Source organism: Pseudomonas sp. C32 (assembly GCF_030417915.1).
Lineage (GTDB): Bacteria > Pseudomonadota > Gammaproteobacteria > Pseudomonadales > Pseudomonadaceae > Aquipseudomonas.
On the sequence record NZ_JAUHUK010000020.1, the window covers coordinates 18,868 to 33,145 of the forward strand.

At 53.6% G+C, this 14,278-nt stretch carries 11 protein-coding genes; 8 read left to right on the plus strand and 3 right to left on the minus strand.

Going from position 1 to position 14,278, the window contains the following annotated elements:
- The first annotated feature begins 12 nt into the window (after window positions 1–12).
- Window positions 13–1,470, plus strand: coding sequence for an aldehyde dehydrogenase family protein (locus QYH43_RS21240; RefSeq protein ID WP_301158008.1), 1,458 nt, complete (start codon window positions 13–15; stop codon window positions 1,468–1,470).
- Between the two features lie 14 nt (window positions 1,471–1,484).
- On the opposite strand, the gene QYH43_RS21245 is transcribed toward QYH43_RS21240, so the two are convergent.
- Window positions 1,485–2,075 (minus strand): LysR substrate-binding domain-containing protein, encoded by a 591-nt coding sequence (locus QYH43_RS21245; RefSeq protein ID WP_367316910.1) that lies wholly within the window; start codon window positions 2,073–2,075, stop codon window positions 1,485–1,487.
- Between the two features lie 39 nt (window positions 2,076–2,114).
- Between QYH43_RS21245 and QYH43_RS21250 the strand changes: the two genes are divergently transcribed.
- Window positions 2,115–4,046 carry an FUSC family protein gene (locus QYH43_RS21250; RefSeq protein ID WP_301158009.1) on the plus strand — a complete coding sequence of 644 codons (1,932 nt, stop codon included), beginning with the start codon at window positions 2,115–2,117 and terminating at the stop codon, window positions 4,044–4,046.
- A 49-nt stretch (window positions 4,047–4,095) separates the two neighbouring features.
- On the opposite strand, the gene QYH43_RS21255 is transcribed toward QYH43_RS21250, so the two are convergent.
- Window positions 4,096–5,016 carry a LysR family transcriptional regulator gene (locus QYH43_RS21255; RefSeq protein WP_301158010.1) on the minus strand — a complete coding sequence of 307 codons (921 nt, stop codon included), beginning with the start codon at window positions 5,014–5,016 and terminating at the stop codon, window positions 4,096–4,098.
- Between the two features lie 123 nt (window positions 5,017–5,139).
- On the opposite strand from QYH43_RS21255, the gene QYH43_RS21260 reads away from it, so the two are divergent.
- The 6 genes from QYH43_RS21260 to QYH43_RS21285 all read left to right on the plus strand — a co-directional run bounded on the left by QYH43_RS21260 (window position 5,140) and on the right by QYH43_RS21285 (window position 12,329).
- Complete coding sequence (locus tag QYH43_RS21260) at window positions 5,140–5,961, plus strand: transposase (RefSeq protein WP_301158011.1); 822 nt, start codon at window positions 5,140–5,142, stop codon at window positions 5,959–5,961.
- 39 nt (window positions 5,962–6,000) lie between these two features.
- Window positions 6,001–7,164, plus strand: a complete 1,164-nt coding sequence (locus QYH43_RS21265) for an acyl-CoA dehydrogenase family protein (protein ID WP_301158012.1) — start codon at window positions 6,001–6,003, stop codon at window positions 7,162–7,164.
- 9 nt (window positions 7,165–7,173) lie between these two features.
- Window positions 7,174–8,538 (plus strand): MmgE/PrpD family protein, encoded by a 1,365-nt coding sequence (locus tag QYH43_RS21270; protein ID WP_301158013.1) that lies wholly within the window; start codon window positions 7,174–7,176, stop codon window positions 8,536–8,538.
- On the plus strand, window positions 8,531–9,736 hold the full coding sequence (locus tag QYH43_RS21275; protein ID WP_301158014.1) for a CaiB/BaiF CoA-transferase family protein: 1,206 nt from the start codon (window positions 8,531–8,533) through the stop codon (window positions 9,734–9,736). Before QYH43_RS21270 ends, QYH43_RS21275 begins: the two co-directional genes overlap by 8 nt.
- A complete protein-coding gene (locus QYH43_RS21280; RefSeq protein WP_301158015.1) occupies window positions 9,733–10,554 on the plus strand; it encodes a CoA ester lyase in 822 nt (273 codons plus the stop codon). The genes QYH43_RS21275 and QYH43_RS21280 overlap by 4 nt, the downstream gene beginning before the upstream one ends.
- 467 nt (window positions 10,555–11,021) lie before the next feature.
- Window positions 11,022–12,329 carry an OprD family porin gene (locus tag QYH43_RS21285; RefSeq protein ID WP_301158016.1) on the plus strand — a complete coding sequence of 436 codons (1,308 nt, stop codon included), beginning with the start codon at window positions 11,022–11,024 and terminating at the stop codon, window positions 12,327–12,329.
- A gap of 1,497 nt (window positions 12,330–13,826) precedes the next feature.
- Here QYH43_RS21285 and QYH43_RS21290 read toward each other — a convergent pair.
- Window positions 13,827–14,216, minus strand: coding sequence for a c-type cytochrome (locus QYH43_RS21290; protein ID WP_301158017.1), 390 nt, complete (start codon window positions 14,214–14,216; stop codon window positions 13,827–13,829).
- Window positions 14,217–14,278 lie beyond the last annotated feature (62 nt).

Sequence of the window (14,278 nt, forward strand, 5' to 3'; positions counted from 1 at the left end):
AAGGTTTGCATAATGAATACGGCTCATTCCTTGAATCTACTGCAGTCGGCAGGAGTACCGTCGGTGTTCCACCTGTCTATTAATGGCAAGCTGGTCAAAGCTGACCGCTCCTTTGATGTCTTAAACCCTGCCACTAATCAGGTGATCGCCCAAGCGCCGGAGGCCACTGCCCAGCAGCTTGAAGAGGCCATCCAGGCGGCCGCTCACGCATTCAAGAGCTGGTCGGCTCTGCCTTGGCAGACTCGGTCTGATTACATCCTGCGATACGCTGACGCACTCGAAGCTCGACAGGATGAACTGATCACCTTGCTGACACTGGAGCAGGGTAAGCCTAAGCACAGCCAGGCGAAGTCAGAAGTAGAAGCGGCGATTTACTGGGTTCGGGAAGTTGCTAAACGCGATATTCCGGTCGAGGTGATAGAAGATACTGCTGAGCATGTCGTCGAAGTTCACCACACACCACTGGGTGTGGTGGGGGCCATCACTCCCTGGAATTTCCCGGTACTCCTTGGCCTTTGGAAAGTGGCGCCATGCCTGATCACCGGCAACACGATGGTGATGAAGCCGTCACCGTACACGCCTTTGACCTCGCTGTTCTTTGGTGAAATCGCTCAGTCTGTCCTGCCACCAGGAGTGCTGAGCGTGGTATCCGGGGGAAATGAGCTTGGTCAGATCATCACTGAACATCCGGCTATCGCTAAGATCAGCTTCACTGGCAGTACCGCAACGGGCAAGAAGGTGATGGCCAGCGGTGCAAGTAATCTCAAACGCATCACGCTTGAGCTGGGCGGCAACGACGCAGCAGTTGTTCTTGCTGACGCCGACTGGCAATCCATCGTCAAACCGCTGTTTTGGGCTGCATTCGGTAACTCTGGGCAGTGGTGCATTGCCGTCAAGCGGCTGTATGTACATTCCAGCATCCATGCGGCTTTTACGGCCGCGTTTGTAGAGTATGCCAAAACGGTGAAGGTGGGTGACGGGATGGATCCGGCGACTGACCTGGGGCCTATTCAGAACCGCATGCAATACGAGAAGCTGATCGACCTATTCGAGGACACGCGCAAACAGGGGTATAGCGTTCCGCTGGGGGGCGTGATCGACCAAAGCCTTGCTGGCAACTTCGTTCCGATTACGGTGGTGGATAACCCTCCGGAGCACAGCCGCATCGTCCAGGAGGAACCGTTTGGGCCAATTCTGCCCATCATTGCCTTTGACGATGTGGAAGAAGTCATCGCCCGTGTCAACGCCAGCCCCTACGGGCTTGCTGGCTCTGTATGGGGGGGGGATCGTGCGGCTGCTATTGCTGTTGCCAAGCGGATGGAGACCGGTACGGTGTGGGTCAATGAAATCCACATTCACGGCATCGACATTCCTTTCGGTGGCCACAAGTTATCCGGGATGGGCGTTGAGAATGGTCAGGAGGGCTTGGCCGGCTTCACCAACACTAAAAGCTATATGTTCAAAAAGTGAAACATGGCGCGGCCTCAGCGTGCGAGCGCTGAGGCCTGACTGCCCTGTGATTCGTCCCGAAACTGCATCATCAACTCGCTCACTAGAGATGTGAACCATCGAGTGAAGGGGTCTTGATTCAACACATGCTGCCACGCTATCCCGATATTAAATCGAGGTGAGCTGAACGGCAGGGCGCTCATGGCCAATCCGAAATGGCTGGCCAGGAAGTGCGCCGTTGTCGACGGCATGTTGCACAGAATCTGAGTCTCTTTGAGTACCAGCGGCAAAGTCGAGAACCTTGCCAGCGTGGCAATGACGTTGCGACTGCGACCCAACTCCTGTAGTTGAGGCTCAAGCATGCCGCTGATCTCACCGCGTGGCGAGATCAGTAGCCGTGGTGTAGCGAGATACTCATCCAGCCTCATGGGGACTGCCAGGGCCATCTGTTTGGGGTCAAACAACGCCACGAACGTTTCTTCGTAGAGGACGTGGCTGGGCTCTCGAAGTTGCAGTTTTGGGAGTAGGGCCGCCAGGACGACTTCGGCGTCGCCTGACTGCAGCATTCTGTCGATGGAGTGATAGTCGGCATCCCTCACGACTACCCGAATATCCGTTGGCGGAATGCCAACGGATTTTTTTTGTTACTACGGCCAATCTAAAGCATGAGCACTCTGCACTTTTACAGGTTCGTCGGCATCGATCGAAACCGCATCCGTTTCGCCCTGTTCACCGCTGTAGCTGCGTGGTTGTCCATCGCATTGGCTACTGCACTTGATTTGCCAAACGCGCATTGGGCTGGCATCACGGTGTTCACTGTTGCTCAGCCCAGCCGGGGTCTGCTTATTGACCGATGCATGTGGCGTTTGGTGGGCACTGCGGTAGGCGCGGTGGTCGGTGTGCTGTTGCTCATTCTGTTTGGCAACGAGCCTGCATTGCTTGTGCTGTTCCTTTCATGCTGGTTGGCAGTCTGTGCAGCTGCGTCTGCCTTAGTCAGACATTTCAGAAGCTATGGTGCAGTGTTGGCGGGCTATACCGGAGCGATCGTCGCGCTGATTGATGTAACTCACCCAGGTAACGTTGAGACCCTTGCCTTCGGCCGCATCGCTTGCACTGTGATCGGCGTCTGCATTGCAACACTGGTGTCGGGGTTCTTCGTGCCGGCGTCGGGCACTCAGGAGTTGCTGAATAATTCGCGAAGACTCTCTGTGCAGACGCTTCAATGGGTAGCTGACCTGCTGAGCGGACTGGTATCGGCAGAGGAGCGTTTGAGGCTACAGAGGTTGATTCTCGACATCTCCAATGTCGAAGCCGAGGCTGATGAGGTGCTGGATGGCAGCGCCGGCGCCCGATGGCGCAAGCGCCGCCTGCGTAATTTGCTGGCATCTCTGTTGGCCGTCGTCGACACGGCTAATAGCTTGCACAATCAACTGCTGCGCCACGAAGCTGAGCACGGTGACCTCGACCAGGTAAGAGTTGTTCTGCACCAGTGGCTGAATAGGGCTCGCGCAGCAATCAACGACGGCGAACAGGGCACAGCCAGCTGGAGTGAGATCGCCCCCCATAGCCGTATTCTCTCTGCGCAAGTCGCTGCTTTTCGCCAAGCCCTCTATAGCCTCACAGGCGACATAGATGCCTTGGAGCGCAAGACCAATATTGGGCCAATTCCTCTTCGGCTGGTCTCCGAGCCGGATTGGCCGGCGGCATTGCGAGCAGCCCTACGCACAGAGCTTTGCGTGCTGCTCGTTGGCGGTACGTGGGTTGTGACGGGATGGAGTGCAGGCTCGTTCATGCTCATGGGGGCGTGTGTCTATATCACGGTGTTTGCGACCAATGAAAATGGCAAACGCAATGCTCGAAGGGTGATTCCTGGAGTTGCTTTAGGGATCTGTGCTGGCTACGCATTCAGAGTGTGGTTGCATCCAGCGCCAACAAACGTTGAAGAGCTATTGTTTGGTCTGCTGCCGTTTATGCTGGTAAGCATGATGGGTCTGGCCATGAGGATCACAGCAATTAGCGCGGTGGAGTTCAGCAATTTCTTCCTGATGCTAGTACAACCTTCCCACCTGACGCCCATTGGTCTTCCGATTGAAAGTCAGGGGCTGGCGTTGATGTTAGGCACTTGTCTCTCTGTGGGCGCTCTGCACTTTCTGCTGCCACTTGACCCGTTTCACCGTCAGCGACTTCAGTCCAGGGCCATCGGTCGTCATCTTGAGAGTCTGGCAGTGCAGAACGCTGTACCCAGTGTCGATTATTGGAAGGCTCGGATGTACTTGCGCCTGTTGCGGTGGATCGCACGACCAGGCGTAGGCGAATCTGCTTATCGTATCCCAGATGTACTGCTCGCTCTCGATTTAGGCGCACTGATATTGGCTTTGCGATCGTACTCAACTGGGAGCCTTGAGCTACGTGCCGAGGTAGCCGATTTGCTGAGCATACTGGGAAATTTACGGGTACCCCCGGCGCAACTCAGTGAGGCGCTTCGAACCTGTTCCGATCGCCTCAAGAGTGATGAACAAGCAGTCAGTATCAGGGCGGCCATGCATTCATGCGCAGATGATATTGCCAAAGAACCTGTGCTTTTTGGAATCAAATGAAACTGCATGAGGCCTGCAGCGTGTCCCAGCAGGCCTTGCAGACGGCTGCTTATCCACCGCTGCTAGGCATGGAGTGAATGTCAATGGTGTCAGGGTGCAGGATCGAGATCAGCGCCCTTATACAGCCTGGTAAGGCCTCCAACTGCCTTACCAGGATGCTTCTTTCCCTCACGGCCCAGGGCTCATCCAGTTGAATGATCGACAACTCCATGGTGCGGCTATGGCGAGTCGCTGCTGATTCTGGGAGGACTCCGATGCCCACTCCTGCCTCAACCATCCGGCAGATGGATTCGAAGCTAGTTACCTGTATCCGCCAAGTCAGTTGCTCACCCAGCTTCTCGGCCTGCTCGCGAATGAACTCTTGTAGCGTACTGCCTACTTGCAGGCCTATGTGATGAAAAGCCAGGGCGGCCCTGAATTTCAGGGGCTCACCGGTATCTAGAACGTGTCCCTTTGGAACCACCAGCACGAGCCGGTCAGTGCTGAAGTGCAGCACCTGTAGATCCTTAGCCACCACCGGGCCCGCAATGATCCCCATGTCGGTCGCCCCATCCTGAACCCCTCGAACAATGTCGCGCGACAGACGCTCCTGCAGGTCTATGGTGACGCCGGGATTTTTGGCGAGAAATCCTGCCAGCACCTCAGGCAGAAACTCTGTCACAGCTGTCGTGTTGGCAAATATCCGGATGTGGCCCGAGGAATCTGTACCGTATTCCGCAAACTCGGTTTTCAGATAACCGATCTGCCGCATGATCAGCCGGGCATGCTTGAGCAACCGCTGACCCGCGTCAGTGAGTTCGACCCCCTGGCTACCTCGATAGAGGAGGTGACAGTTGAGCTGAGCTTCGAGGGACTTGATTCGAACGCTGGCGGCGGCGGGAGAAATGAACGCGCGCTTCGCGCCTTGAGTGAGGCTGGGTGCCTCCGCGATGTGGATAAAAAGGCGCAGGTCAGTTAGGTCGAGGTGCATGGAGATATGGCCTTGGCTAGGTGTTAACCATTTCAAAACGCTGGGTTTAAGAAACGCTAATTCTCAGAACGCTACGAGGCTCTCATGATCTGCTCATAACAACAACTGCTGAGTGACAATTTGATGGCTCATTTCACCGAATGGTTGGGACGAACGGAACGGTCATCAGACCTACTAAGCGAGAACCTTCTGAAGCGTGTAGCTGCCACACTCGATCAAGATACGCCTTGTCTGGGCGCGCCGCTGCCAGCCTTGTGGCATTGGTGTTTTTTTCAGGATCCAGTAGGCGAGCCTTCGCTTGGTGCTGACGGCCACCCACAGCGTGGCAGTTTTCTCCCTGAGGCTGACGGCCGCAATCGCATGTGGGCTGGCAGCAGGGTGGAATTTATCGAGCCCCTGCAGACGGGACTACCGGCGGTTCGCTCCTCGAAGATATTGCGCATCGAGGAGAAAAGCGGCCGCTCCGGCAAGCTTTTCTTTGTCACCGTCAATCATGAATACGCCCAGAACGGTTATGTCCGGGTTCGCGAGCAGCAGGACATCGTTTACAAAGAGCCTACGCCTCCAAAGCTGCACGCTGCCGAAGTGATCCAGCATGGGCAATGGAATGAACATATCAAGCCTACACCCACATTGCTGTTCCGCTACTCAGCGGCAACGTTCAATGGCCATCGTATTCATTACGACGTGCCCTATGCCACTGAGGTCGAAGGTTACGCCGGCTTGGTGGTGCATGGCCCATTGATCGCAACGCTCAGCCTAAGCGCATTCATACGCGCAAACCCAGACGCAAAAATACGTAAGTTTTCCTTTCAAAACGTCCGTCCTCTAATGCTGCCAGACGCCTTCGATGTGGGTGGCCATGTCACAGCAGTGGGCACAGCTGCGCTTTGGGCGGGCAACCGAGCTGGTGCCGCGCAGCTTGCACAAGTGGAGTTTGACTGAGTATCCGTTTATGAGCCGCACTTATGGAACACACCGACAATGACCAATAAAAACAGCGAAGAACTCAATTCTATCCGAGAGGGAGTCAGAGGCTTGTGCGCAGGTTTCGACGCATCCTATTGGCGCAAGATCGATGAGGAGAAAGGATTCCCGGAATCTTTTGTGACGGCTCTCACCGAGGCTGGGTGGTTGGCTGCGATGATCCCAGTTGAATACGGAGGATCGGGACTGGGCTTGACTGAAGCTTCAGTGATTCTCGAAGAGGTCAACGCGTGCGGGGGTAACTCTGGGGCAGTTCATGGCCAGATGTACAACATGTTTACATTGCTGCGCCACGGGAGTGATGAACAGAAGCAGTACTACCTTCCTAAGCTGGCTAGCGGCGAACTGCGTCTGCAATCTATGGGCGTCACGGAGCCGACGACCGGCACTGACACCACCAAAATCAAGACTACAGCGACGAAGAAAGGCGACAAGTATTTCATCAACGGGCAAAAAGTCTGGATTTCGCGAGTACAACATTCGGATTTGATGATCCTTCTGGCCCGCACGACCCCTCTGTCCGAAGTCAAAAAGAAAGCAGACGGTATGTCGATATTCCTGGTCGATCTACGGGAAGCGATTGGAAACGGCCTCACTGTCCAGCCGATCGCAAACATGGTTAATCACGAAACAAACGAGTTGTTTTTTGACAATCTGGAGCTCCCAGAATCCAGCCTCATCGGCGAAGAGGGTAAAGGGTTCCGCTACATCCTTGATGGGCTTAACGCCGAGCGCACCCTGATCGCGGCTGAGTGTATTGGCGATGGTCGTTGGTTTATCGAAAAAGCCCGTACCTATGCCAGGGAGCGAGTGGTGTTTGGCCGGCCGATTGGCCAGAACCAAGGAGTGCAGTTTCCAATTGCAGAAGCCCATATCGAGATCGAAGCTGCAGACCTGATGCGCTACAGAGCCTGCGAGGAGTACGACAGCGGTGCGCCCGCCGGAGCCAGTGCAAACATGGCCAAGTATCTCGCCGCCAAGGCGTCCTGGGAGGCGGCAAACGCTTGCCTCCAGACACATGGTGGTTTCGGCTTTGCCTGCGAATACGACGTTGAACGGAAGTTTCGAGAGACCCGGCTTTATCAGGTCGCTCCCATCTCGACCAACCTCATCCTCTCTTACGTTGCCGAGCATTTGCTTGAGCTGCCACGCAGCTTCTAGGAGTTAACCATGAGCTACACACATGCTCTGGCGGACTTCTTGGAGCAGCTGAATTACCAGCAGATTCCAGCGCCCGTCATCCGTCGTACTGAAGACCTATTTCTGGACTGGCTTGGTTCAACCTTAGCCAGCAAGGGCTCTCATCCCATCCCATTGTTCGAGCGATACGCTGCGGTCATGGGCCCCGACGATGGCCCCTCGAAAATCATCGTCAATGGCAAGTCGACCTCACCCTATTTTGCCGCGTTGGTGAATGCCGCGTCATCGCACCTGGTCGAGCAGGATGATCTGCACAACAGCTCAGTATTGCACCCTGCCACAGTTGTCTTCCCTGCGGTTCTTGCGGCCGCCCAGGAGCGAAGGTCGACAGGGCGAGAACTTTTGGTAGCGGCAGTAGCAGGCTATGAAGCGGGTATACGGATCGGAGAGTTTCTTGGTCGATCCCATTACCGAGTGTTCCATACCACTGCCACTGTCGGGACTCTGGCTGCCGCAATTGCCGTTGCAAAGCTCTTGAACTTTGATGCTCCACGTTTTCTGAATCTCTTCGGGACGGCTGGCACGCAGGCTGCCGGTCTATGGGAGTTTTTGCGGGACGCCGCTGACTCGAAACAGCTGCATACCGCGAAGGCGGCAGCGGATGGGTTATTGGCAGCCTACATGACTGAGCAGGGGCTGACGGGCGCCCAGAATATCTTCGAAGGTGAGCAGGGCCTCGCAGCTGGGATGTCTAGCGATGCCGAACCTTCCAAGCTCGCAGACAGGCTGGGTAGTCGGTGGGCATTGGCAGAGACATCATTCAAGTTTCATGCATCTTGTCGCCACACGCATCCTGCGGCGGATGCGCTGCTGGCTCTGATGGCACGAGAACACATTGAGGCCAAGGACATTTCCAAAGTGATCGCCCGTGTTCACCAGGGAGCGATTGATGTTTTAGGCCGCGTGGGAGTGCCGAAGACCGTGCACCAGGCCAAATTCTCAATGGGCACTGTTCTTGGATTGATCGCTGTTCATGGCAAAGCAGGACTTACCGAATTTCATGAGCTGGCGCTGACGGATCCAGAAGTGAGCGCATTCCGAGAGCGCGTTCATATGCAACTCGATCCCCTCGTTGATCAAGCCTATCCCCACCGTTGGCTAGGCCGGGTACAGGTAACTGTCAAAGATGGCCGTGTACTTGAAGGCGCCATAGACGAGCCTAAAGGGGATCCAGGTAACTCTCTCTCTCGGCCGGAGCTGGAAGAGAAATTCTCTCGCCTAGTGGCTTTTTCATCAGCGCTCAATCCATTTCAAACAAACCTTCTGATCAAGCGTGTCTGGTCGCTCGACAACGACACAGATCTCGTCACGCTAACGGAGCTTAATGATGACTGAACCTACAACTTCTCCCCGCCCGTTGGATGGCATAACTGTTGTCAGCCTCGAACATGCCATTGCTGCTCCTTTCTGCACACGCCAGCTCGCGGATCTCGGCGCACGTGTGATTAAGATCGAGCGGCCAACTGTTGGTGATTTCGCCCGAGCTTATGACGCCCGAACAAAAGGGTTGGCTTCACATTTCGTTTGGACAAATCGCTCCAAGGAAAGCTTTACCTTGGACGTGAAAAAGCCGGGCGCAGATTCGATTCTCGGAGAGCTGCTGGTCAAGGCTGATGTCCTCGTGCAGAACTTAGCGCCGGGGGCTGCAGCGCGCATGGGGCTGTCCTTCGATGCTCTTCATGCTCACTTTCCGAAGCTGATTGTCTGCGATATCTCTGGTTATGGTGAGGGGGGGCCGTATGAACATAAGAAAGCCTACGACCTGCTCATTCAGAGCGAGGGAGGCTTTCTCTCTGTCACCGGCGGTGCGGGCGAAGATGAGCTGGCCAAGGCAGGTTGCTCCATTGCTGACATTGCAGCGGGTATGTATGCCTATACGGGTATCCTCTCGGCACTTTTGCTCCGAGGTAAAACAGGGTTGGGAAGCCGTGTAGATGTCAGCATGCTCGAAAGCCTGGTTGAGTGGATGGGCTACCCGCTGTATTACGCATTCGACGGGGCAGAGCCACCTCCGCGGGCGGGTGCTTCTCACTCCACCATCTACCCCTACGGCCCTTTTCCGGTAGGGAAAAGCGATACAGTTATGCTCGGCCTGCAGAACGAGCGTGAATGGGCACTATTTTGCGAGCGTGTCCTCTGCCTGCCGACGTTATTGGCCGACGAGCGTTTCAACTCGAATGCACAAAGGTCTACTTACCGTAGTGAATTGCGCGCAATTATCGTTGAGTCTTTTGCAGCCCTTGGCATTGAGGAAGTGGTCAAACGTTTGGACGAAGCTCCTATCGCCAATGCGAAGGTCAACGACATGCACGCCGTATGGTCGCATCCGCAGTTGAAGTCACGTAACCGCTGGGTAGATGTAGGAAGCCCTCAGGGCGCTCTGCCTGCGCTACTGCCGCCTGGAGCCAATAGCGCGTTCACACCGCGTATGGGCGCGATACCGGCCTTGGGTGAGCACACTGAATCTATCCTCGCTGAGCTAGGCTACTCCGTATGTGAGATCGAGCAACTGAAGGTAGCAGGCGCAATATGAGCATGCATTTGGAACCATCAGTCAAAAGTGCTTTGTTCGTTCCCGGAAGCCGACCAGAAAGGTTCGACAAGGCGATCGCTACCGGTGCGGACAAGATAGTCGTTGACTTCGAAGATGCTGTCGAAGAATCGATGAAACGACAGGCACGAGAGAATTTAGGTATTTATCTCACCGCCAATCCGCACCTGCGTGTGGTTGTGCGCATTAATGCTAGTGACCACCCCGAGCATCAGGGCGATCTAGATTTCTGTAGCCGCTTTCCCGAAGTGTCTGCCATCTTGCTGCCGAAAGCGGAGTCTGCTGGCCAAGTAGATCATGCCGCATCCACAGGTAAGCGGATTTGGCCCTTGATCGAAAGCACTAAGGGGCTGGAGTTTCTCCCAAGCATCGCCTCAGTAGCTGGCGTCGAGCGATTAACCTTCGGTGCGTTGGATCTGGGCTTGGATCTCGGATTGCGCGCTCAGAGCACCGCAGCGGCGCGAATGTTCGATCAAGTTCGATACCAGATACTGATCAACACCGTGAGATCTAAGCTCGCCAGGCCCCTCGACACTGTGTTCGCAAACTTTTCCGATCTTGAGGGACTGGCGGCGTTCGCCCACGACGCTCTGGATATGGGGTTCGGCGGCATGCTTTGCATCCACCCGAGTCAGGTCAGTGTCGTCAATACAGTGTTTGAACCCACAACTGATGATATCGAGTGGGCCCGCCGGGTCGTGAATGCAGCTGAAGGAGCTCCGGGCGCATTTCGCTTGGACGGCAAGATGATTGATGCGCCAGTAATTGCCGCTGCCCACCGGGTTCTAAAGATCCTTTAATCTCGCCTCAGCTCTATTTTTACAGTTGTGTCAGTGAAGACTCGCTTGAGTAATAATGAACTTGCCCTGAGTTTGAATTTGCCAGCGGGGAATAATGGTTCAGGTATTTAGTTAGCGAGTTTTCTATCGCCTCCCTAATGTAATAGAGGGATTTACAGCAGTTTGCGTTGGCGTTTAAAGCAAGAGTTAAGTGTCGACAGTTAATTAGGTAGGCGTTTGCCTTGGCAAGGCTTTAGGCATTGGTAACGATATATATGGATTTGGGTTGATAAACTGAATCCTTTATAGGAAATGATAATTTAATTGGGTGGCCAACTGTGCTGGCTCTATTTCCAATAGTTGTTAAAACCTTGTCCTGGGTGCTGCGTCGGTGCTCAGACTATTAATCGACTCGGTCAAGTCCTAATAAGTGGGCTGGCAGTTCGTGTGCTTCTGCATTTAAAAACAAAAAATATTGGAGCGTCTTAGTGAATAGAAAAGAATTGTCCACAACTTTTGCCTTGGCCTGTGTGGCGCTGAGTAACCATGCGTATGCTGACTTCCTGAGTGATAGCAAAGCAACCTTGGGTATGAGGAATTTTTACTTTAACAGCGACAACCGCGATGGCACTGCTGCCCCATCTAAAACTGAAGAGTGGGCCCAAGGTTTAATGTTCGACTACAAATCCGGTTATACCGATGGCACGTTAGGTGTTGGTATCGATGCTCTTGGCTTGATGGGCATAACCTTGGACAGCGGCAGAGGGCGGCACGTCGGCGGCACAATGATTCCTTCTGACAGTGACGGCCGAGCCGTTGACGAATGGAGCCGACTGGGGCTCACAGGGAAAGTCAGAATGTCAAAGACTGAGCTTCGCTACGGCACTTTAATACCGAAGCTTCCAATCTTGGTCGCCAATGACACGCGCGTGCTGCCACAAACCTTCGAGGGCGGTCAGATCACTTCAGGCGAGTTCAAGGATCTGACTTTGATTGGCGGACGGATCGAGCATGCAACGGGCCGTGGTTCGACCGATCAAACGGGGCTTTCCGTCCTCGGCGGCACGCGTGAAAGCAATAAGTTCGACTTTGCTGGGGGCGATTGGAAGGTCACCAAAGACCTGACTGCTCAGTACTACTACGCCAATCTTGATGATTACTACACCCAGCATTTTTTCGGACTGATTTACACGCTTACGATCTCTGAAAGTCAATCCCTGAAAACTGATTTGCGCTACTTCAAGACAGACTCGTCAGGTGAGAATAGCTCCGGCACCTCTGGCTACAGAATAAGTGGCTACACCGAAAACGGCGATGGCGAGATCGATAACCGTACCTGGAGTGCTGCACTAATTTACACCGTGGGGGGACACGGTGTTACGGCGGGGTATCAAAGCGTTTCGGATGGCAGCAATTTTACTCAACTCAATCAGGGGAGCTTGGTAGACAAAGGCGCCGGTGGCTCAAGCCTGTACCTGTATACCGATCGTATGCTCCAAAGCTTCAACCGTGCCGGGGAAAAGACTGCTTTCGGTCAGTACGCTTACGACTTCGCCGCTTTGGGTATCCCTGGACTGAAGGCGTCGGTCATTTACCTATCCGGCGATAACATTAAGACGGTATCCGGTAATGACCAGAAAGAGTGGGAAAGAGACTTTAGTCTGGACTACGTCGTTCAATCTGGGGCGTTAAAAAACTTGGGATTAGGCTGGCGGAATGCTAAATCTAATAGTGAGGCGGCTCGTAACCAGGATCAAAATCGACTAATCGTGAGCTATAGCATTCCGCTGCTTTAACTACGTGAATAAATTGAAGTTGCGCGCAGTTCGAGGTTTCTAGTCTGGTATTTTCTCCTCAACGCTGACACTTTAGTCAGCGTTTTTTTATCCCTCATCGGACGTGATTATCTACCTCCTTCGTGATTCTTCTTTGGAAGCGTCAGTGGAATAAAAAATTGAAGATAGGGAAATTTGAATCAAAGCGACTGCAATACCAATGGAGTCGCTCGATGTGTAAGACGATCTATAAGAAGTACCTCAAAAAATGGCGTTGCGACTGACTATAGCATGCTCGACTTCAGAAGCGAGTAATTGCCAATCGCTTGGAACGTACAAGATATTCAGATGGCAATGAACGACCAGGGGCGTATTTTCTGGATACTGAATGTCAGTTTTCCGCCTGATAGAAGAAACGACAATAGGAACGAATCCAAGCACGTGCTCGGAGTTAGTGAAAATCACAGGTTGCGACGTAAGAGGGGTTCCTCTTTTTGCATCAATTCCTTCGGGTGCGAACACAGTTTTACCTTGGTTCAATAGCTCCCATGTCAAATATTCGTTTGGATGCATAGCGCTAGTGATTTCGAGAAGAGCATTCTGCTCGTAGTACCCTTGAGTGACATAGCCCCCGGATTGAACTAGCTCCGCATCGTAGGACTGGCTTCCGTTGACCCAGCGAACGGAAATGTAGCGTCCATGTCTATAGTATGTCTGGACGTAGCGGCAGATTGGTAAAATCTCGTCTAGAAGACGTTTCTCATCCTTCCCCGACCTCAGTCGTAGGCGTTCGATGCCACCAGGTTCTGTTCTCAGCACCTCGAACAAAGCGTAGGCTTTGGCACAAAAACTCTAGGCCATCAAGGAGCTGACCATCTAACTCACCAATTAGATCTCCCACCTGGCAACGTCCTCTTTAGCAATGTCTGTTCAGGTTACACCGAGCCATCCACCCTGTGCAGCATTGGGGGACTGTAGAACACTAAGCAAACCGCCCCACAGCTACCTCTGCTGATTGCGGAGGATCAGTGACGCTTCCAAGGGCCTTGATTTCGATGGATCTGGGGCATCGGTTCTAATTGGAAATGGCCTCGGTTTCGCGAGGCCGGGTTTCAACGAGAAGCAACTATTTGCAGTTGCCTACCCTTCGATATACCACTGAGATCTAGGGCTTATGCAGTGGTGGGTCAAAGATTGGGGAACCGACGACACTCAGTGGACAGGCGGTTGACCGGTGCCGTGAAGTCATCAAGGTCGGTCGTCGTTTCGGAAATGCTTTTTTTCGCAGCCCGCTTCTTCCGCCATTTGAAGGAAGGGCCGCATGTAATGCAGCTTTTAGCTGGAGGAACACTCTATTTCAAAATGACTCAACTTCATCCTAAATTGCCAGTGATTGAGTGTGGCGCATTTTAGCTGCGAGCACACACCCAGCCAATGGGAGTCGCATTCCATGATAGGTAGTTGTGAGGCCATCATTTGAAGAATGTGACTCAACGATAAGAAAAGTTGAGCGCACTTTTATCTCAGCGTTTCAAGATAACTGATCAGTGCGGCACGAGATTCTGGATCACTGATGCCGGGGAACTCCATCCGTGTACCCGCAACAATGTTCTTTGGTTCATCTTTCAGCCATTCATCGAGATGGGCTGTATCCCATTTGAAAGTAACTGCTCCCAATTCGTCCGAAAAATCATAACCTTCTAACTTTCCAGCGCCACGATTAGAGACTCCCGCAAGGCTCGGGCCGAACAGATTTACACCCGGTTCAATTGAATGGCAGCCTGCGCATAGCTTAAATACTTCCCGACCACGTTCATTGTCGGCGGCAACTGCTGCGGTTGCGTTGAAGGTGAGGACAGCGCTAATGAATACACCTAGTAGCAGATGACGCGAAAGGATCTGATACATACATCTTACCTAATTTCTAATGAGGACGGTCAGGCGGTGCCGAATGTCTCGACACCACCCAG